The organism is Pseudomonas sp. NLJ1, assembly GCF_049486705.1.
In the GTDB taxonomy this organism is placed as follows: domain Bacteria; phylum Pseudomonadota; class Gammaproteobacteria; order Pseudomonadales; family Pseudomonadaceae; genus Aquipseudomonas; species Aquipseudomonas inefficax.
Window position 1 is genome coordinate 4,104,012 of record NZ_CP137735.1, and the last position, 18,074, is coordinate 4,122,085.

Annotated in this window: 18 protein-coding genes and 1 riboswitch; of the genes, 12 read left to right on the forward strand and 6 right to left on the reverse strand. The window is 63.1% G+C overall.

All coding sequences use genetic code 11. The annotated features are described in order from the left end of the window. Nucleotides 1-8: 8 nt before the first annotated feature. The 5 genes from cysM to R9B85_RS18635 all read left to right on the forward strand — a co-directional run bounded on the left by cysM (nucleotide 9) and on the right by R9B85_RS18635 (nucleotide 6,128). A complete protein-coding gene (gene cysM / locus R9B85_RS18615; protein WP_215520372.1) occupies nucleotides 9-908 on the forward strand; it encodes a cysteine synthase CysM in 900 nt (299 codons plus the stop codon). Continuing rightward, nucleotides 909-2,267 carry a 23S rRNA (uracil(1939)-C(5))-methyltransferase RlmD gene (rlmD, locus tag R9B85_RS18620; protein ID WP_423770429.1) on the forward strand — a complete coding sequence of 453 codons (1,359 nt, stop codon included), beginning with the start codon at nucleotides 909-911 and terminating at the stop codon, nucleotides 2,265-2,267. A 96-nt stretch (nucleotides 2,268-2,363) separates the two neighbouring features. Further along, nucleotides 2,364-4,604, forward strand: coding sequence for a GTP diphosphokinase (relA, locus tag R9B85_RS18625; protein WP_112251115.1), 2,241 nt, complete (start codon nucleotides 2,364-2,366; stop codon nucleotides 4,602-4,604). A 124-nt stretch (nucleotides 4,605-4,728) separates the two neighbouring features. Then, nucleotides 4,729-5,562, forward strand: a complete 834-nt coding sequence (mazG, locus tag R9B85_RS18630; RefSeq protein WP_112251117.1) for a nucleoside triphosphate pyrophosphohydrolase — start codon at nucleotides 4,729-4,731, stop codon at nucleotides 5,560-5,562. Between the two features lie 26 nt (nucleotides 5,563-5,588). Beyond that, nucleotides 5,589-6,128, forward strand: coding sequence for a DUF2058 domain-containing protein (locus R9B85_RS18635; RefSeq protein WP_112251119.1), 540 nt, complete (start codon nucleotides 5,589-5,591; stop codon nucleotides 6,126-6,128). 45 nt (nucleotides 6,129-6,173) lie between these two features. Here R9B85_RS18635 and R9B85_RS18640 read toward each other — a convergent pair whose 3' ends face one another. The 4 genes from R9B85_RS18640 to purM all read right to left on the reverse strand — a co-directional run bounded on the left by R9B85_RS18640 (nucleotide 6,174) and on the right by purM (nucleotide 8,986). Beyond that, nucleotides 6,174-6,356, reverse strand: a complete 183-nt coding sequence (locus R9B85_RS18640) for a hypothetical protein (protein WP_003257734.1) — start codon at nucleotides 6,354-6,356, stop codon at nucleotides 6,174-6,176. Between the two features lie 199 nt (nucleotides 6,357-6,555). Beyond that, on the reverse strand, nucleotides 6,556-7,266 hold the full coding sequence (locus tag R9B85_RS18645) for a DUF3108 domain-containing protein (protein ID WP_112251121.1): 711 nt from the start codon (nucleotides 7,264-7,266) through the stop codon (nucleotides 6,556-6,558). 8 nt (nucleotides 7,267-7,274) lie between these two features. Beyond that, nucleotides 7,275-7,928: a phosphoribosylglycinamide formyltransferase gene (purN, locus tag R9B85_RS18650; protein ID WP_423770430.1), complete on the reverse strand. Its 654-nt coding sequence runs from the start codon at nucleotides 7,926-7,928 to the stop codon at nucleotides 7,275-7,277. Continuing rightward, complete coding sequence (gene purM / locus R9B85_RS18655) at nucleotides 7,928-8,986, reverse strand: phosphoribosylformylglycinamidine cyclo-ligase (RefSeq protein WP_087501448.1); 1,059 nt, start codon at nucleotides 8,984-8,986, stop codon at nucleotides 7,928-7,930. The genes purN and purM overlap by 1 nt, the downstream gene beginning before the upstream one ends. Nucleotides 8,987-9,326: 340 nt before the next feature. On the opposite strand from purM, the gene R9B85_RS18660 reads away from it, so the two are divergent. From R9B85_RS18660 to R9B85_RS18680, 5 genes are all read left to right on the forward strand, one after another. Continuing rightward, nucleotides 9,327-10,394 carry a DUF2066 domain-containing protein gene (locus R9B85_RS18660; RefSeq protein WP_423770431.1) on the forward strand — a complete coding sequence of 356 codons (1,068 nt, stop codon included), beginning with the start codon at nucleotides 9,327-9,329 and terminating at the stop codon, nucleotides 10,392-10,394. 12 nt (nucleotides 10,395-10,406) lie between these two features. Beyond that, entirely contained in the window at nucleotides 10,407-11,480 is a 1,074-nt protein-coding gene (locus R9B85_RS18665; protein WP_423770432.1) for an AI-2E family transporter, read from the forward strand. Nucleotides 11,481-11,769: 289 nt separating this feature from the next. Then, nucleotides 11,770-12,477: a DnaA regulatory inactivator Hda gene (gene hda, locus R9B85_RS18670; RefSeq protein WP_013971369.1), complete on the forward strand. Its 708-nt coding sequence runs from the start codon at nucleotides 11,770-11,772 to the stop codon at nucleotides 12,475-12,477. 127 nt (nucleotides 12,478-12,604) lie between these two features. Further along, entirely contained in the window at nucleotides 12,605-13,258 is a 654-nt protein-coding gene (locus R9B85_RS18675) for a C40 family peptidase (RefSeq protein ID WP_133970574.1), read from the forward strand. 138 nt (nucleotides 13,259-13,396) lie between these two features. Continuing rightward, entirely contained in the window at nucleotides 13,397-13,930 is a 534-nt protein-coding gene (locus tag R9B85_RS18680; RefSeq protein WP_112251131.1) for a C40 family peptidase, read from the forward strand. Nucleotides 13,931-13,975: 45 nt separating this feature from the next. On the opposite strand, the gene R9B85_RS18685 is transcribed toward R9B85_RS18680, so the two are convergent. Continuing rightward, nucleotides 13,976-15,283, reverse strand: coding sequence for a PQQ-dependent sugar dehydrogenase (locus R9B85_RS18685; RefSeq protein ID WP_112251133.1), 1,308 nt, complete (start codon nucleotides 15,281-15,283; stop codon nucleotides 13,976-13,978). A gap of 736 nt (nucleotides 15,284-16,019) precedes the next feature. On the opposite strand from R9B85_RS18685, the gene R9B85_RS18690 reads away from it, so the two are divergent. Continuing rightward, complete coding sequence (locus R9B85_RS18690) at nucleotides 16,020-16,277, forward strand: hypothetical protein (RefSeq protein WP_423770433.1); 258 nt, start codon at nucleotides 16,020-16,022, stop codon at nucleotides 16,275-16,277. Nucleotides 16,278-16,580: 303 nt separating this feature from the next. Beyond that, nucleotides 16,581-16,844 carry a DUF3077 domain-containing protein gene (locus R9B85_RS18695; protein WP_112252663.1) on the forward strand — a complete coding sequence of 88 codons (264 nt, stop codon included), beginning with the start codon at nucleotides 16,581-16,583 and terminating at the stop codon, nucleotides 16,842-16,844. A 195-nt stretch (nucleotides 16,845-17,039) separates the two neighbouring features. On the opposite strand, the gene R9B85_RS18700 is transcribed toward R9B85_RS18695, so the two are convergent. Further along, on the reverse strand, nucleotides 17,040-17,618 hold the full coding sequence (locus R9B85_RS18700; RefSeq protein WP_112252662.1) for a hypothetical protein: 579 nt from the start codon (nucleotides 17,616-17,618) through the stop codon (nucleotides 17,040-17,042). Nucleotides 17,619-17,785: 167 nt separating this feature from the next. Further along, nucleotides 17,786-18,005, forward strand: a riboswitch (cobalamin riboswitch). Nucleotides 18,006-18,074 lie beyond the last annotated feature (69 nt).

An 18,074-nucleotide genomic window follows, 5' to 3' on the forward strand; every position in this document is an offset into this window, starting at 1 on the left:
AATACGCCATGACCTTGCAGTACCCAACCATCGCCGATTGCGTCGGCAATACGCCCCTGGTTCGCCTGCAGCGTATTGCTGGCGAAACCAGCAACACCCTCCTGCTCAAGCTCGAAGGTAACAATCCCGCCGGCTCGGTAAAGGACCGCCCGGCACTGTCGATGATCACCCGCGCCGAACTGCGCGGCCAGATCAAGCCCGGCGATACTCTGATCGAAGCCACCTCCGGCAACACCGGCATCGCCCTGGCGATGGCTGCGGCGATCAAGGGCTACAAGATGATCCTGATCATGCCCGACAACTCCACCGCCGAGCGCAAGGCTGCCATGACCGCCTACGGCGCCGAGCTGATCCTGGTGACCAAGGAAGAGGGCATGGAAGGCGCCCGTGACCTGGCCGAGAAGCTGCAGGGCGAAGGCCGCGGGCTGGTGCTGGACCAGTTCGCCAACGGCGACAACCCTATCGCTCACTACAACAGCACTGGCCCCGAGATCTGGCAGCAGACCCAGGGCACCATCACCCATTTCGTCAGTTCCATGGGTACCACCGGTACCATCATGGGCTGCTCGCAGTACCTCAAGGAACAGAACCCGGCGGTGCAGATCATCGGTCTGCAACCAATGGAAGGCTCGGCCATTCCGGGCATCCGCCGCTGGCCCGAGGAATACCTGCCGAAAATCTTCGACGCCAGCCGCGTCGACCGCGTGGTCGACATGTCGCAGCAGGAAGCCGAGGAAACCACCCGCCGCCTTGCCCGTGAAGAGGGCATTTTCTGCGGTGTGTCTTCCGGTGGTGCAGTTGCAGCCATGCTGCGTCTGTCCCGCGAGGTGGAAAATGCCACGATGGTCGCGATCATCTGCGATCGCGGCGACCGTTACCTGTCCACCGGCCTGTTCGACCCGAGCTAAATGTCCAAGAAGAAAAGCAACAGCGGCCTGCGCTTTCAGCCGGCCGGCGGCAACCGCAGCCCCCAGGTCCCGGTGGGCAAGAAACAGCGCCTGGAAATCGAGCGCCTGGCCGGTGACGGCCGCGGCATTGCCTTCCACGAAGGGCGCACCTGGTTCGTCAGTGGCGCCCTGGCCGGGGAGGCTGTAGAGGCGCGGGTGCTCAATGCCCGTGGCAAAGTGGTCGAGGCCCGCCTGGAGCGCTTGCTGCAGGCCAGCCCCGAACGCCGTCAGGCTCCGTGCCGATATTACGAGCGCTGCGGAGGCTGCAGTCTGCAGCACCTGCCGCACGAAGCGCAGCTGGCGCTCAAGCAACGCACCCTGGCCGAGCAGCTGCAGCGGGTGGCCGGCGTGCAGCCCGAGGAATGGGCTGCACCGCTGAGCGGGCCCGAGTTCGGCTACCGGCGTCGCGCCCGCGTGGCAGTGCGCTGGGACGTCAAGGCGCGCCAGCTGGAGGTCGGCTTCCGCGCCGAGGCCAGTCAGGACATCATTGCCATCGACGATTGCGCGGTGCTGGTACAGCCCTTGCAATCGATTCTGCGCCACCTGCCTACCGTGCTGCGCTCGCTGAGCAAGCCTCAGGCGCTGGGCCATGTGGAACTGTTCAGCGGTACTGCCGAGGCGCTGCTGGTGCGCCATGTCGCGCCGTTGCCCGCCGAAGACCTGGCCAGGTTGCAGGCGCTCTGCGAACAGGCCAACGCCCAGCTGTGGCTGCAGGGTGAAGGAGAGCCGGCGCCAACGGACCCGGCCGCGCAGTTGGGCTTTGCCCTGGCGCCCTGGCAGCTGGAACTGGCCTGGCGCCCAGGTGACTTCGTGCAGGTAAATGCCCAGGTCAACACGGCGATGATCGAGCAGGCCCTGGCCTGGCTCGCACCCCAGGCCGACGAGCGCGTGCTGGACCTGTTCTGCGGCCTGGGCAACTTCGCCCTGCCGCTGGCCCGTCAGGCGCGTGAGGTGGTGGCAGTGGAAGGCGTGCAGGCCATGGTCGATCGGGCCGCGGCCAATGCCCGGAACAACAATGTGCATAACGCACGGTTTTTTCAGGCCGATTTATCGCAGCCTTTGGCGGGCGCCGGATGGGCCGCCGAGGGCTTTTCTGCGGTACTCTTGGATCCACCGCGCGACGGTGCTTTCGAGGTGGTGCAAGGCATCGCCCGCCTCAAGGCCAGAAGGCTGGTCTATGTATCGTGCAACCCGGCCACGCTGGCGCGAGACGCCCAGGTGCTGGTCGGCCAGGGGTACCGGTTAAAAAGGGCCGGGATTCTCGACATGTTTCCTCAGACGGCGCATGTCGAGGCCATGGCGTTATTCGAAGCGGGCTAGCTGACTGGCCCCTTGGTGCGGTCTCCACGGAATGGTGGCCGCACGGTGATCGCCAGCGCACCCGAGTGGTGTGCTGTATGGAAAGGTAAAACAAAGATGGTACAGGTGAGAGTGCACCAGCCGGTCAACACCGACGGCAGTATCAATCTCGAAGCATGGTTGGACCATGTGGTAAGCGTCGATTCGGCACTGGATCGCGCAGCGTTGAAAGAGGCCTGCGAGTTTGCCCATGAGGTCGAGAAAAAGGGCAACCCGGCCAAGCATTCCTGGGCGGACGGTACGTCCAGCTTCCAGGCGGGCCTGGAGATCGCTGAAATCCTCGCCGACCTCAAGCTCGACCAGGATTCCCTGGTGGCGGCGGTCATCTACCGCTCGGTGCGCGAGGGCAAGGTGACCCTGGCCGAGGTCAGCCAGCGCTTTGGCCCGGTGGTGTCCAAGCTGATCGACGGGGTGCTGCGCATGGCCGCCATCAGCGCCAGCCTCAGCCCGCGCCAGTCGCTGGTGCTGGGCTCGCAGGCGCAGGTCGAGAACCTGCGCAAGATGCTCGTGGCCATGGTCGACGATGTGCGCGTGGCGCTGATCAAGCTGGCCGAGCGCACCTGCGCGATCCGTGCGGTCAAGGCAGCCGACGACGAGAAACGCCTGCGTGTCGCGCGCGAGGTGTTCGATATCTATGCGCCGCTGGCGCACCGTCTGGGTATCGGCCACATCAAGTGGGAGCTGGAAGACCTGTCCTTCCGCTACCTCGAACCCGACCAGTACAAACAGATCGCCAAGCTGCTGCACGAGCGTCGCCTGGACCGCGAGCGCTTCATCAGCGAGGTGATGAACCAGCTGCAGAACGAGCTGCTGGCCACTGGCGTCAAGGCCGACATCAGCGGCCGGGCGAAGCATATCTATTCGATCTGGCGCAAGATGCAGCGCAAAGGCCTGGAATTCAGCCAGATCTACGACGTGCGCGCGGTACGCGTGCTGGTGCCGGAAATCCGCGACTGCTACACCGCGCTGGGTATCGTGCACACGCTGTGGCGACACATCCCCAAGGAGTTCGACGACTACATCGCCAACCCCAAGGAGAACGGCTATCGCTCGCTGCACACCGCGGTGATCGGCCCCGAGGGCAAGGTGCTGGAAGTGCAGATCCGTACCCACGGCATGCACGAGGAAGCCGAGCTTGGGGTTTGCGCCCACTGGCGCTACAAGGGCACCGACGTCAAGCCCAGTTCCAACCATTACGAAGAGAAGATCTCCTGGCTGCGTCAGGTGCTGGAGTGGCACGAAGAGCTGGGCGACATCGGTGGCCTGGCCGAGCAGTTGCGGGTCGACATCGAGCCGGATCGGGTTTATGTATTTACCCCGGACGGCCACGCCATCGACTTGCCAAAGGGTGCCACGCCGCTGGACTTCGCCTACCGCGTGCACACCGAAATCGGCCACAACTGCCGCGGCGCCAAGATCAACGGGCGTATCGTACCGCTCAACTACAGCCTGCAGACCGGCGAGCAGGTCGAGATCATTACCAGCAAGCACGGCAACCCCAGCCGTGACTGGTTGAACTCCAACCTGGGCTACGTCACCACTTCGCGGGCGCGGGCCAAGATCGTGCACTGGTTCAAGCTGCAGGCTCGTGACCAGAACGTTGCCGCCGGCAAGACCTTGCTCGAACGCGAGCTCAGCCGCCTGGGCCTGCCGCAGGTGGATTTCGAGCGCCTGGCCGAGAAGACCAACGTCAAGACCGCCGAGGACATGTTTGCCTCGCTCGGTGCCGGCGACCTGCGCCTGGCGCACCTGGTCAACGCCGCCCAGCAGTTGCTGGAGCCCGAGCGCATCGAGCAGATCGAACTGGTGCCGCGCAAGCCTACCGGGCCGCGTACCGGCAAGCGTGGTGACATCCAGATCCAGGGTGTCGGCAACCTGCTGACGCAGATGGCCGGCTGCTGCCAGCCGCTGCCGGGCGACGCCATCGTCGGCTACATCACTCAGGGCCGCGGCGTGAGCATCCACCGCCAGGACTGCGCCTCGGTGCTGCAGTTGGCGGGCAAGGAACCGGAGCGCATGATCCAGGTCAGCTGGGGGCCGATCCCTGTGCAGACTTATCCGGTCGACATCGTCATTCGTGCCTATGACCGCCCGGGCTTGCTGCGTGATGTGTCACAAGTGCTGCTGAACGAGAAGATCAACGTGCTGGCGGTGAACACCCGCTCGAACAAGGAAGACAACACCGCGCTGATGTCGCTGACCATCGAGATTCCGGGCCTGGACGCGCTGGGGCGCCTGCTGGGGCGGATCTCGCAGTTGCCGAATATCATCGAGACGCGGCGTAATCGTACCCCTTGAGACCGCGGCGCCTGCTTCGCGGGTAAACCCGCTCCCACAGGGATGGTGCAAGTCTTCAAATGTGCACTTTTCCTGTGGGAGCGGGTTCACCCGCGAAGAAGCCATCGCCGAAGGACCTGCTTACATGACCTACACCCTCGACGACCTGCTGCACCTCATGGCCCGCCTGCGCGACCCGCAGTACGGCTGCCCGTGGGACCTGAAGCAGAACTACGCGAGCATCGTCCCGCACACCATCGAAGAGGCCTACGAGGTTGCCGACACCATCGAGCGCGGCGACTTCGAGCACCTGCAAGGTGAGCTGGGCGACCTGCTGTTCCAGGTGGTCTACTACAGCCAGCTGGCCCGCGAGGAGGGGCGTTTCGAGTTCGACGGCGTGGTCGACAGCATCACCCGCAAGCTCATTCGCCGTCACCCGCATGTATTCCCCACCGGCGAGCTGTACGCGCCGGTGGACACCCCCAGCCTGAGCGAGGCCCAGGTCAAGTCACGCTGGGAAGAAATCAAGGCTGAAGAGCGCGCGGAAAAGAGCCAGCCCGAACAGCTGTCGTTGCTCGACGACGTACCAGCGGCATTGCCGGCGTTGTCGCGGGCAGCCAAACTGCAAAAGCGCGCGGCCACGGTCGGTTTCGACTGGCCTGCGGCATTGCCGGTGCTGGACAAGGTCCGCGAAGAGCTGGACGAAGTGCTGCAGGCCATGGCCGATGGCGATGCCGATGCGCTCGAGGATGAAGTCGGCGACCTGCTGTTCGCCGCCGTCAACCTGGCCCGTCACCTCAAGCAGGACCCGGAACACGCCTTGCGCCGTGCCAACCGCAAGTTCGAGCGGCGTTTCCGCTTCATCGAACAGGCATTGCGCGACAGTGGGCGATCCATCGAAGATTGTAACCTTGACGAACTGGACGCCCTTTGGGGCGAAGCCAAACGTCAGGAAAAGAACCTGCCCAGCTGCAGCTGAGCTGTTGCATAAGTGAGTGAACATTCATGAGCCTTTCCCTTCGCGACCAACTGCTCAAAGCCGGTCTGGTCAACCAGAAACAGGTTTCCCAGGCCAACAAGGCCGAGAAGAAACAGAAACGCCTGGAGCACAAAGGCCAGGTCGAGGTGGACGACACCCAACAGCGCCTGGCCAAGGAAGCCATGGCCGAGAAAGCCAAGCGTGACCAGGAACTGAACCGCCAGCAGCAGGAAAAAGCCGAGCAGAAAGCCCGCGCCGCGCAGATCAAGCAGTTGATCGAAGCGACTCGCCTGCCGAAGCTGAGCACCGAGGACTACTACAACTTCGTCGACGACAAGAAGGTCAAGCGCATTGCCGTCAATGCCCTGATGCGGACCAAGCTGAGCAATGGCGCGCTGGCTGTGGTGGCGCATGCCGGTGGTTACGAAGTCATCCCGCGTGAAGCTGCGGTGAAGATCCAGGAGCGCGACCCAAGCCGCATCCTGCTGCTGAACACCCATGTCGAGGAAGCGGACGAGGACGACCCGTACGCGGCCTACAAGATCCCGGATGATCTGATGTGGTAACCATGAAAACCCCGCCTAGGCGGGGTTTTTCATTTGAAGATGGGGTCATTGCGTGGCGCGCTGGTTTTCCAGGTTTTCCAGCTCTGTACGGTACTGGTGCGCTTCATGTTCGTTGTGGAACATCCCCACCAGCTGGCCTTGTTGGTGCACATCCCAGATCCGCACGCCAGCGGCCAGGCCTTCGTGGGACATTTTCGATTCGTCGCGTTCGGTTACTTGGACTGTCATCGTTAAACTCCACTGCTTCAGTTGACTGCGACACTGTGTCGCACACCCTCTTTATAGAGTTTGTTAGCAGGCTAAGTAAATAAAACTGGGATGAAACAAGTTTCATGGAAGCCGGAGCGCGGTCAAGTGTGGGAGCTTTGAGAGGTCAGAAAAAAGCCCCGCACAAGGCGGGGCTTCGGGTGCTGCTGGCAGCGCTGGCTCAGTTGCCCTTCACCAGCTTGCCATCCACCGTGCCATCCTGCAGCACGATCACGTATTCCTTGCCGTCGGTCTCGACCTGGCGCAGTTGCACCAGCAGGTAGTCCCAGTCCTTGGCAAACCACAGCTCGGTGATGCGCTTGCTCTGGCTTGGGTCGCGCACGCGCTCGACCTTCACCGCATCGACCTGGCCGGTCTTGGTGGTGACCTTTTCGGTGCCCAGCACGCGGAAGTCGTAGGTGTCGATCTCGTCACCGTCGACCACCTGGTAGGTCATGCTCTTCTTGCCAGCGGCCACATCGTGCTGCAGGGCCAGCTGATAGGACGACTTGTCCAGCACGCCACGGTTCAGTGGCAGGGTGATGGCGTCGCCACGGTCGCTGCCGGTGACCTTCTTGCTGTTCCAGTCGAAGGTCAGGTCGACCTTCTTGGCCTTGCCCAGGCCACCACGCTCGAAGTGGTACTTCTGCGGCAGCAGGGTGTCGTTGTCCAGGCGCAGGGTGCTTTGCTCGGTCAGGCTGGCGATCATCATGGAAGCCTTGAAGTTAAGGTCCCAGGTACCGTTGGCATTCTTGACCAGGCTGCGCTCGGCGGTGCCGCTCATGGGCAGTTGCTTCCAGTCTGCGGTATAGCTGGCCGAGAACGGCTTCAGATCAGCTGCCTGGAGGGGCAGGGCGAGCACGGCGAGAGCCAAGAGCAGGGCGCGACGCATAAATTCTCCTAGGATCGAATCAAGTGACCGCTGGCCGCCAGGGGCTGGCCATCCAGTAATGCACCCTGTTCGCCAAGGCGCAAGCGCCCTTCGGCGAACCAGCGCACCGCCAGCGGGTAAATCTGGTGTTCCTGGCGGTGAACCCGCTGGGCCAGGCTTTCGACGGTGTCGTCCGGCACCACCGGTACCACAGCCTGTACGACCAGTGGGCCGCCATCGAGTTCCTCAGTCACGAAGTGTACGCTGCAGCCGTGCTCGGCGTCGCCTGCCTCCAGCGCCCGGCGGTGGGTATGCAAGCCCTTGTACTTGGGCAGCAGCGACGGGTGGATGTTGAGCAGGCGGCCCTGATAGTGGCGCACGAAGTCGCCACTGAGGATACGCATGAAGCCGGCCAGCACTACCAGGTCCGGGGCGAAACCGTCGATGCGCGCCATCAGCGCGGCATCGAAGGCTTCACGGCCGTCGAACTGGGTGTGCTCAAGCACGACGCTGTCGATACCGGCCGCCGCGGCGCGTTGCAGGCCGTAGGCATCGGCGCGGTTGGAAACCACCGCACGGATGCGCACCGGGCTGTCCTGGCCTTGGCAACTGTCGATCAGGGCTTGCAGGTTGCTGCCGGAGCCCGACAGCAGTACCACTACATTGCAGGTCTTGCTTGGCATCAGTGTGCCTTGAGGTTCTGCAGCTCGACCTGGGCAGCGCCCTCGGCGGCTTCGGCGATGTGGCCGATCACCCATGGCTGCTCGCCAGCGGCGCGCAGTTCGTTCAGGGCAGCTTCTACCTGATCCTGGGCCACGCAGATGACCATGCCGACGCCGCAGTTCAGTACGCGGTGCATTTCATGCTCGTCGACGTTGCCTTTTTCCTGCAGGAAGTCGAACACTGCCGGGCGCTGCCAGCTGGCCACGTCGATCACCGCCTGGGCGTTGGCAGGCAGTACGCGCGGGATGTTGTCCAGCAGGCCGCCACCGGTGATGTGGGCCATGGCCTTGACCGCGCCGGTGTTCTTGATCAGTTGCAGCAGCGGCTTGACGTAGATGCGGGTCGGCGCCATCAGCAGGTCGGTCAACGGCTTGCCGCCCAGCTGGGTGTTCTCGATGTCGGTGGCGGACACTTCGAGGATCTTGCGGATCAGCGAGTAGCCGTTGGAGTGCGGGCCCGAGGACGGCAGGGCGATCAGTGCGTCGCCGGTGGCAACCTTGGAGCCGTCGATGATCTCGGCCTTTTCCACCACGCCGACGCAGAAGCCTGCCAGGTCGTAGTCTTCGCCTTCGTACATGCCAGGCATTTCGGCGGTTTCACCACCGACCAGCGAGCAGCCGGCCAGTTCGCAACCGGCACCGATGCCGGTGACCACGGTGGCGGCCACGTCGACGTTCAGTTTGCCGGTGGCATAGTAGTCGAGGAAGAACAGCGGCTCGGCGCCGCACACTACCAGGTCGTTGACGCACATGGCGACCAGGTCCTGGCCGATGCTGTCGTGCTTGTTCAGGTTCAGTGCCAGGCGCAGCTTGGTGCCGACGCCGTCGGTGCCGGAGACCAGCACCGGCTGCTTGTAGCCGGCCGGGATCTCGCAGAGGGCGCCGAAGCCGCCCAGGCCACCCATGACTTCAGGGCGTGCGGTGCGTTTTGCCACGCCCTTGATGCGTTCGACCAGTGCTTCGCCGGCGTCGATGTCTACACCGGCGTCCTTGTAGCTCAGGGAGGGTTGCTTGCTCATTGATCCAGGCCTTTAGGAGGGAGGGATTCTTAAAAACGACCATGACGGCCAAGGCCGGCTGGTAAGCGGCGGCTGCCTGAAACGTCAGTGGTCTGTGAAGGCGCGCGATTTTATCAGGGTTGCCGGGCAGCGGCCATCCTCAGGCCGACGGGCAGGTGCCGAAAGCATTAAAAAACATCCTTTCATGGGCCGCGACTGGTTGCCGCGCGGGTGGCTGTATAAGGTATAGGAAAGGTGGCAGGCAGAAATGCCCGGTGTCACGGAGCATTTCTTGTCCGTGGCGGTCACAGCCTGCAGGGCAGCGCCCCGTCGCTCCATGTGTTCTGGACAGGAATCCTCCATGCGTTTCTTCAATATTCTGGCAGTCGGTTGCCTGGCCCTGATCTCGGCCACTGCCCATGCTGAAAATGTCTCCGGCCTTTATCAAGTGCGCGAGCCGGTCACCGGGCAGGGCGCCGAGGCCCGTGCCGCGGCTACCACCCAGGCCCTCGATACCTTGGTAACGCGCCTGACCGGCGACCCCAAGGCGGCGCAAAGCCCGGCATTGGCCGCGCTGCGCAAGGACCCGCAGCAAATCATCAACCAGGTCGCCAGCGAAGCAGGGCCACCCGAATCGGTGCTGGTCGAGTTCGACCCAGGCAGTACCGAACGGGCCTTGCGCAAGGCCGGCCTGGCCTTGTGGGGCAGCAACCGCCCCTCGATCCTCGGCTGGTGGCTGAACGACAGTATCGAAGGCAGCAACCTGGTCGGTGACGGCCAGGCCAGCGCCCAACCCCTGCGCCGTGCCGCTCAGCACCGTGGCTTGCCGTTGCGCCTGCCGCTGGCCGACCTGCAGGAGCAACTGGTGGCCAATGCCGAGCAGATCGAAGGCAGCGACCCTGCGGCGCTGCGCGAAGCCTCGGGGCGCTACGGCGCCGATGCCTTGCTGGCGGTGCATGCCCGGGAAACCGACGGCAAGTGGCAGGGCAAGTGGCAGCTGTGGCTGGGCGACCAGCGTGAGCAAGGTACTGCCGAGGGGGCCGACCCGGCAGCGCTGGCCGACGCCGTGATGCTGGCGCTCAGCAGCCGCCTGGCGCCGCGCTACGTCACTCGCCCAGGTGCCAGCAGCCAGTTGCAGGTGCAAGTGCAGGGGATGAACCTGCAGCGCTATGCCGAACTGGCCCGCGTGCTCGAACCCTTTGGCCCGCGCTTGCAAATGGCCGAGGGCAGCACCCTGACTTACGACGTGACCGCCAACCGCGAACAGCTGCGCGCCCAGCTTGGCCTGGCCAAGCTGCAGGAAGTACCGGTAGAGCAGGCGCCCGCAGTGCAAGCGCCTCCAGCGCCGGCAGACGCTGCCGGGGCCGGGCAAACATTGCCGGCCCAGCCAGCACCCAAGCCGTTCGACGGTTTGCGTTTTCGCTGGTAAGGGGAGCACACCGTGACCGACATGCGTCGTTGGATCTGGCTGGGCGTTGCCCTGCTGGTCGCCGTGCTGCTTTACAGCCTGCACAACATTCTTACCCCATTCCTGGTCGGCATCCTGCTGGCCTACCTGGCCGACCCGCTGGTCGACCGCCTGGAGCGCCTGGGGCTGTCGCGCACCTGGGGCGTAGTCGTGGTGTTCGGCCTGTTCACCCTGGTGCTGCTGGCCTTGCTGCTGGTGTTGATACCGATGCTGGCCAAGCAGCTGGTGCGCCTGTACGAGCTGGCGCCGCAGATGCTCGACTGGCTCGAGCACGTGGCGCTGCCCTGGGTGCAGAGCCGCCTGGGCCTGGCTGACGGCTTCTGGAAGTTCGACAAGATCAAGGCCGCCATCAGCACGCACATGGGCCAGACCACCGATATCGTCGGCGTGCTGCTGTCCCATGCCACCGCCTCGGGCCTGGCGCTGATGGCCTGGCTGGCCAACATGGTGCTGATCCCGGTGGTGGGCTTCTACCTGCTGCGAGATTGGGACCTGATGATGGGCAAGCTGCGCAACCTGTTGCCACGTCAGCGTGAGGCGCAGGTGCTCGGCCTGGCAGGAGAGTGCCACGAAGTGCTGGGCGCGTTCGTGCGTGGGCAGCTGCTGGTGATGGTGGCGCTGGGCATCATCTACTCGGCGGGTCTGATGCTGGTGGGGCTGGAACTGGGCCTGTTGATCGGCATGCTCGCCGGGCTGGCGGCCATCGTGCCGTACATGGGCTTCATCATCGGCATCGGCGCGGCCTTGGTGGCTGGCCTGTTCCAGTTTGGTGGCGACCTGTACCCGATGCTGGGCATCGTCGCGGTATTCATGGTCGGCCAGGCGCTGGAAGGCATGGTGCTGACCCCGCTGCTGGTCGGCGATCGTATCGGCCTGCACCCGGTGGCGGTGATTTTCGCGATCCTGGCCGGCGGTGAGCTGTTCGGCTTTACCGGGGTGTTGCTGGCGCTGCCGGTGGCGGCGGTGATCATGGTGCTGCTGCGACATGTGCATGATCTGTACAAGGAATCGGACATGTATGCCGGGGATATTGACCCGGAGTTGTGAGCTTGAGGCCTCTTGGCTGCGCTGACCCTTGTAGGAGCGGCCTTGCGTCGCGATGGGGCGCGCAGCGGCCCCAGGATATCTGCCCTGGCTCAGGATTTCCGGGGCCGCCTTGCGGCCCATCGCGACACAAGGCCGCTCCTACAGGGCCGATGCCACAGGCGTTTGGCGCGCAACTCGTTGATTTTACTTGGGCTATCCGCTGCCGTGATTGTGCGCCCCGCGCTGCGGGTATAGACTTTGCAGATTGTTCACCAAAGGCCCCCTGCGGTCCTGTCGACCGCCCGCGAGCATGAAACCACCGATCCAGTTGCCCCTGGGTGTGCGCCTGCGCGATGACGCCACCTTCATCAACTACTATCCGGGCGCCAATGCTGCGGCATTGGGCTACGTCGAGCGGCTATGCGAAGCCGACGCCGGCTGGACCGAGAGCCTTATCTACCTGTGGGGCAAGCAAGGTGTTGGCCGTACCCACCTGCTACAGGCTGCCACCCACCGCTTCCAGCAACGCGGCGAACCCGCTGTCTACCTGCCGCTCGCGCAATTGCTCGATCGTGGTGTAGGGCTGCTCGACTACCTGGCCCAGTACGAACTGGTGTGCATCGATGACCTGCACGTGATCGCCGGCAAGGCTGACTGGGAAGAGGCCATGTTCCACCTGTTCAACCGCCTGCGTGACAGCGGCCGGCGGCTGCTGCTGGCTGCCTCGGCATCGCCGCGCGAACTGCCGATCAAGCTGCCCGACCTGAAGTCGCGGCTGACCCTGGCCCTGGTGTTCCAGATGCGTGGCCTGTCCGACGAAGACAAGCTGCGCGCCCTGCAACTGCGTGCATCGCGCCGTGGCTTGCACCTCACCGATGAAGTCGGCCACTTCATCCTCACCCGCGGCGCACGCAGCATGAGTGCGTTGTTCGACCTGCTCGAACGTCTCGATCAGGCCTCGCTGCAGGCGCAACGCAAGCTCACCATTCCTTTCCTCAAGGAAACCCTGGGTTGGTAAGCCCCTGAAAACGTTGGGCCAGAGCGGCAAAACAAAAAAGTCACATCTTTTTCGATAAAATTTGCAAATGGCCATGATAGAGGGCATAGTTTCACCCTTCTAAAGGATTACAGACACGGTCGTGCCCATGCTGAAGCGCTTCGCACCCCTCGTGCCACTCGCACTCGTGACCCTGCTTTTTGGCTGCGCGGCCCAAGGCCCAGCATCTCATTCAGAGCCGCAGCCCCAGGATCACTCCCCGATCGCCGCACAATCGGCGTTCAAGGCCAAAGCCTCGTCCTCGTCGGTATTCGGCGAGCCGGAAGAGCTGGCCACCGAAGATGACCTGCAGTCTTTCTCCAGCAGCAAGCCTTACCAGCTGCCAGCGCTGGCTGACAGCATTCTCGAGCGCGGCATGTCGTTGATCGGCACCCGCTACCGCTTCGGTGGTACCTCTGAGAAGTCCGGCTTCGACTGCAGTGGCTTCATCGGCTACCTGTTCCGCGAAGAAGCGGGCGTGACCCTGCCGCGTTCCACGCGTGAAATGATCAACGTCGATGCGCCGAAAGTGGCCCGCAACAAGCTCAAGCCAGGTGACCTGCTGTTCTTCAGCACCAATGGCCGCGGCCGCGTCAGCCATGCCGGCATCTACCTGGGTGACAACCAGTTCATCCACTCCAGCAGCCGCCGCAGCGGTGGCGTGCGCATCGACAGCCTCGGTGATCGCTACTGGAGCAAGACCTTCATCGAAGCCAAGCGTGCCTTGGCCATGGCGCCGACCACCAATATCGCGCGCAACTGATAGCAAAATGATATATCCTGCCACGGCGGCGATGCTTTGAAAAAGCTCGCCGCCGTGCGCATTTATAGAAAACGTCTAATCTAAATTCTCAACTCTTTTCGGCTGCGGCCCAGCGGACTCAGACAGGATGTTCTGGCCATGGTAAAGATGGCGCGCTTCGCATTTCTCCCCTTGGCAGCCTTGCTGGCTGCCTGCTCCAGCCGTGCGCCTGCGCCGGCCCCTGTGGTACAGCCGCAGGTAACCTATAGCCAACCCAGCCCTTCGCCGATTGCCGATGACGTGCTGATGCGTGCTATCGGCCTGGTGGGCACGCCTTATCGCTGGGGTGGTAACACGCCGGACTCTGGTTTCGATTGCAGTGGCCTGATCAAGTACGTTTACCGTGATGCTGCTGGCATAAGCCTGCCGCGTTCTACGCGTGAGATGATCGTCATGCGCGCACCGACCGTGGATGCCAACTCGCTGCAGTCCGGTGACCTGGTGTTCTTCGCCACCAGTGGTGGCTCACAGGTCAGCCATGCTGGCATTTATGTCGGGGAAGGGCGCTTCGTGCATGCGCCTTCAAGCGGCGGCACGGTGCGCCTGGACTACCTGTCCAACAGCTACTGGGCCAAGGCTTACCTGCAGGCGAAGCGCGTCATACCGCAAGGGCATCTGGCGCAGAATCCCTGAGTGGCAGGGCCGCAAAGCGGCCCCAATCCTGTTGGCAATGCGGGCTCACGGCGCCTTGCTCACCCGCCAGACCACATTGCCGACATCATCGGCTACCAGCACGCCGCCACGCCCATCATTGATTACCCCGACCGGGCGGCCCTTGGCCTTGCCATGCTCATCCAGAAACCCGGTAAGCAGGTCCACAGGCTTGCCCGAGGGTTTTCCTGACGGGTCGAACGGCACGAAAATCACCTTGTAGCCACTGTGCGGCTTGCGGTTCCACGACCCATGCTGGCCCACGAACGCCCCCTGTTGGAACGGCGGTGGTAGCCCATTCGGTTCGGCGAATGCCAGCCCCAGCGAAGCCGTGTGTGGGCCCACGGCATAGTCGGGAACCAGCGCCTGGGCCACTTTGTCAGGCGCTGGCGGTTGTACGCGCTCGTCCACATGCCTGCCATAGTAGCTGTAGGGCCAGCCATAGAAACCGCCGTCCTTCACGGAGGTGATGTAGTCCGGCACCAGATCGCTGCCGATCTCGTCACGCTCGTTGACTGCCGTCCACAACGCACCGCTGTGTGGCTCCCAGGCCAGGCCGTTTGGGTTGCGCAGGCCGGTGGCGAACAGGCGGTGCTGGCCGCTGGCTGGGTCAACTTCCCAGATCGCGGCGCGCCCCTGTTCCTTGTCCAGGCCGTTTTCGCCTACGTTGCTGTTGGAACCGACCGTCACGAAAAGCTTCTTGCCATTGGGGCTGGCGATCACGTTCTTGGTCCAGTGGTGGTTGAGCGGCCCGCCTGGCAACTCGACCACCGACTGGCCTTCATTGCGAATTTGCATGGCACCGGGCTCGTAGTGAAAGCGCAGCAGCTTGTCGGTGTTGGCGATGTAGAGGTTCTTGCCGACCAGGGCCATGCCGAACGGTGAGTTGAGGTCTTCGATGAAGGTTGTGCGGATTTCTGCCACGCCGTCGTGGTCGGCGTCACGCAGCAGGGTAATGCGGTTGGCGCTGGGCACGCCTGCACCTGCCCGCTTCATCACCTTCTTCATGACCCAGCCGCGCAGGCCCTTGCCATCTTCGGGCTTTGGCGGGGCGTTGGTTTCGGCCACCAGCACGTCGCCGTTGGGCAACAGGTAAAGCCAGCGAGGGTGGTCCAGTCCGCTGGCAAACGCTTTCACCTGAGTTCCTGGTGCTGCCTCGGGCTTGTCGTCCTTTGGCCAGCCCACTGCCGGGGCGATATTCACGGTGGGGAGGGCAGTTTTGACCGGAGCGGGCAACTGGGGCGTTGGGCCACTGCCGTCGAGTACATTCAGCAGGGCGGTTTCGCCGCAGGCAGTCAGGCTGGCGGCCAATAACCAAGGCGTCAGGTGTTTCATGGGCGGCGTCCTCCTAACAGGGCCTATGAATTGAGAGGTCGGCGGCATTCGCCAGGTTCCCGGCAACCATCCAACTGTCGTTGTCGTTGTCGTTGTCGTTGTCGTTGTCGTTGCCGTTGCTTTTGCTTCTAAGCGCGCGATAGTTCAGGCGCCGCAGATTGCGACTTCAGGAGGCCGAGCGGTGGGACTGCGGAGGGAGGTGACGGGCATGGATGCCCGTCAAGCGCTGAGGCCCCATGGATGGGGCCTGCAGCGCGTACTCCCGGGAGCAGGCCCGTAGCGAGGGAACCCCGGAGCGCAGCGTAGGGGCCGGATGATAGGAGCCAGCGTTTTTTGGTTACTTTTTGTCGCGTTTGACAAAAAGTGACCCGCCGTAAGGGCGGAAAGGTGATTAAGCGCCACCTTCGCAAATGAATGTTGACCTTGTTGTTGATGCCCACGCTTGAAAGCAAAGAGCAAAGAGCAAAGAGCAAAGAGCAAAGAGCAAAGAGCAAAGAGCGGAAAAGTACTGGTTTTGATATCGGGCATAGTCCATTTACGATGGCGACTCATACTCACCTTTTCGCCCTTACGGCGAGTCACTTTTTGTCAAACGCGACAAAAAGTAACCAAAAAACGCTGCGCTCCCATCATCCGGCCCCTACGCTGCGCTCCGGGGTTCCCTCGCGCCGGTCTTGCTCCCGGGAGTACGCGCTGCAGGCCCCATCCATGGGGCCTCAGCGCTTGACGGGCATCCATGCCCGTCACCTCCCTCCGCAAGACCTCTGCTCGGCCTCCTGAAGTCGCGAAGATCAAGATCAAGATCAAAAGCAAAAGCAAAAGCAAAAGCAAGAGCAAGAGCAAGAGCAAGAGCAAGAGCAAGAGCAAGAGCAAGAGCAAGAGCAAGAGCAAGAGCAAGAGCAAGAGCAAGAGCAAGAGCAAGAGCGTGCAGGTCTGGTGGTGGCTCAATGTGCCAGTTGCAAGGTGGCGGGGCGGGCCCAAGAATCAGATTTAACACCTTTCTTGTAGGCCGTTTCCCAAAGATACTCCCAACGCCTATTCTCCGTTGCGCGTGCCAAATGCGGTCTCTAGTCTCGGCATGTCGTTGACCTTCAATGACCGGGTTAGCCGCCCGAAATCGTCAGACACCGCAGCCGTGCAATACCGAGCAATCGGCATTGGCGCCTCATGGCGGCTGTGCGTGGGGCACCTGCGGGTGCGCCGGGTGCCTGACGTCCCGGTCGGCTAACCCACGTACAGCTGCCACCATACTGTTTAGCCGCGGTCGGTGGTCGCTTCACTACGACAGGAGCCCTAAATGACCACCGAAGACACGAAATGCACAGTCGGCAAAACCATATTCTTTCAAGGTGAAAACCAGACCCACCCCCTGTTCCGCATCGAACCCGGCATCTCCTGCCAGAACGCCCGCGAACAAGCCTCGGAATTGATTGGCTATGCACGGGATCTGACCATCGACGGCCTGATGGAAGACAAGCCAAAGCTGATCTGGGCCGCGCACTACCTTTGTGCCTTGGGCAAAGCGCTGCTGGATGATGCCGAACTCGGCATGATGCGTTAGGACCTGAAGGGCGCGCAGGGGGCCGCATATAACTGAAAGATTTAGCAGGGGCTCTGTGGGAGCGGGCGCGCCCGCGAATACCGGCGTAGCCGGTGCCAGCCACCGCGTTGAATTCTTCGCGGGCACGCCCGCTCCCACAGAAGCCATATCGCGCTTGCGAAACGAGTTCCGGCCCCGGCCTGAGCCGAAGTTGCTTCAAGCCTGCTTGAGCAACAACGCCACCCCCGGAAAATACTGCCCCAGCTCGTTGTGCAACTTGCGATAGGCATACGGGAAGTACCAGGCGATGGCACAGGCAGTATGTTTCTGCAGGTCGTCGACCAGGTCCTGCAGTTCCTCGGGGCTGGCATGCTGGCCAGCCTTCCACGGGCTGATGAACAACGCCCCGGCCTTCAACTGGCTGGGGTAGGCCACCTGACGCGCGAGGGCAGCGGTCTGCTGCAGGGCGTCGGCCATGTCCAGCCGGGCGATTTTTGGCCAGCGCTGGCTGACACTGAGGTACAGCGCTTCATCGGCACTGCTTATCGACAGGTCGCAGCGCCCTTCATACTCGCCTTCGTCGCGCTGCTTCTTGCCGGCAAACTGCTGCAGCGCCGCCAGTTCGGCCTGCCACGCCGCTGCGGCAAGCAGGCCGGTATTGGCGGCTGCACCATGCCAATAAGGTGCTTCGGCATCGCCGGCAAACTGGTTGAAGCGGTCGATACAGTCGCCCCAGCGCTCCAGCGCCGGGGCGAGGAACTCCAGACGCGGGTTGTTGATGATCTGGCCTCGCATGCTGCGCTCTCCTGTTATCGTTGTTGTCGCGTTCAGCTGAAAGTAATGGCTATGTGATATCACTGTATTCAGTGTGGCACAACCAGGTGAATTGGCCATTACCCGGGCGATGCCTGTTCGACTGCAAAGCAGCCCGCTTCGATTGACGCTCCCGGTGCAACCCTCTAACCTTCGCGCGTGTTTCAGGTGTCCTGCCAGCCCCGTCTGGGCAGGGTGAAACTGGGAAGCCGGTGGGTGCCAGCATGGCGCGATTCCGGCGCTGCCCCCGCAACGGTAGGTGAGTCGCGGCCGCGCAGGGCCACTGGGTGCCAGCACCCGGGAAGGCGCGCAGGCTTGGGCCAAGGCCCGCTCACAAGCCCGGAGACCGGCCTGATACTGCCAACGGCATCACGGAGGGTGATGCGCGGTGCACCGTGGCGTACGGCCACGGCCCCTGCGCGTTCTCCGTCTGCCCGC

What these genes read in the sequence shown, in the direction of transcription:
- cysM (WP_215520372.1), top strand. Translation starts at nt 9, where the DNA reads ATGACCTTGCAGTACCCAACCATCGCCGATTGCGTCGGCAATACGCCC.
- rlmD (WP_423770429.1), top strand. Translation starts at nt 909, where the DNA reads ATGTCCAAGAAGAAAAGCAACAGCGGCCTGCGCTTTCAGCCGGCCGGC.
- relA (WP_112251115.1), top strand. Translation starts at nt 2,364, where the DNA reads ATGGTACAGGTGAGAGTGCACCAGCCGGTCAACACCGACGGCAGTATC.
- mazG (WP_112251117.1), top strand. Translation starts at nt 4,729, where the DNA reads ATGACCTACACCCTCGACGACCTGCTGCACCTCATGGCCCGCCTGCGC.
- R9B85_RS18635 (WP_112251119.1), top strand. Translation starts at nt 5,589, where the DNA reads ATGAGCCTTTCCCTTCGCGACCAACTGCTCAAAGCCGGTCTGGTCAAC.
- R9B85_RS18640 (WP_003257734.1), bottom strand. Translation starts at nt 6,356, where the DNA reads ATGACAGTCCAAGTAACCGAACGCGACGAATCGAAAATGTCCCACGAA.
- R9B85_RS18645 (WP_112251121.1), bottom strand. Translation starts at nt 7,266, where the DNA reads ATGCGTCGCGCCCTGCTCTTGGCTCTCGCCGTGCTCGCCCTGCCCCTC.
- purN (WP_423770430.1), bottom strand. Translation starts at nt 7,928, where the DNA reads ATGCCAAGCAAGACCTGCAATGTAGTGGTACTGCTGTCGGGCTCCGGC.
- purM (WP_087501448.1), bottom strand. Translation starts at nt 8,986, where the DNA reads ATGAGCAAGCAACCCTCCCTGAGCTACAAGGACGCCGGTGTAGACATC.
- R9B85_RS18660 (WP_423770431.1), top strand. Translation starts at nt 9,327, where the DNA reads ATGCGTTTCTTCAATATTCTGGCAGTCGGTTGCCTGGCCCTGATCTCG.
- hda (WP_013971369.1), top strand. Translation starts at nt 11,770, where the DNA reads ATGAAACCACCGATCCAGTTGCCCCTGGGTGTGCGCCTGCGCGATGAC.
- R9B85_RS18675 (WP_133970574.1), top strand. Translation starts at nt 12,605, where the DNA reads ATGCTGAAGCGCTTCGCACCCCTCGTGCCACTCGCACTCGTGACCCTG.
- R9B85_RS18680 (WP_112251131.1), top strand. Translation starts at nt 13,397, where the DNA reads ATGGTAAAGATGGCGCGCTTCGCATTTCTCCCCTTGGCAGCCTTGCTG.
- R9B85_RS18685 (WP_112251133.1), bottom strand. Translation starts at nt 15,283, where the DNA reads ATGAAACACCTGACGCCTTGGTTATTGGCCGCCAGCCTGACTGCCTGC.
- R9B85_RS18690 (WP_423770433.1), top strand. Translation starts at nt 16,020, where the DNA reads ATGCCCGTCACCTCCCTCCGCAAGACCTCTGCTCGGCCTCCTGAAGTC.
- R9B85_RS18695 (WP_112252663.1), top strand. Translation starts at nt 16,581, where the DNA reads ATGACCACCGAAGACACGAAATGCACAGTCGGCAAAACCATATTCTTT.
- R9B85_RS18700 (WP_112252662.1), bottom strand. Translation starts at nt 17,618, where the DNA reads ATGCGAGGCCAGATCATCAACAACCCGCGTCTGGAGTTCCTCGCCCCG.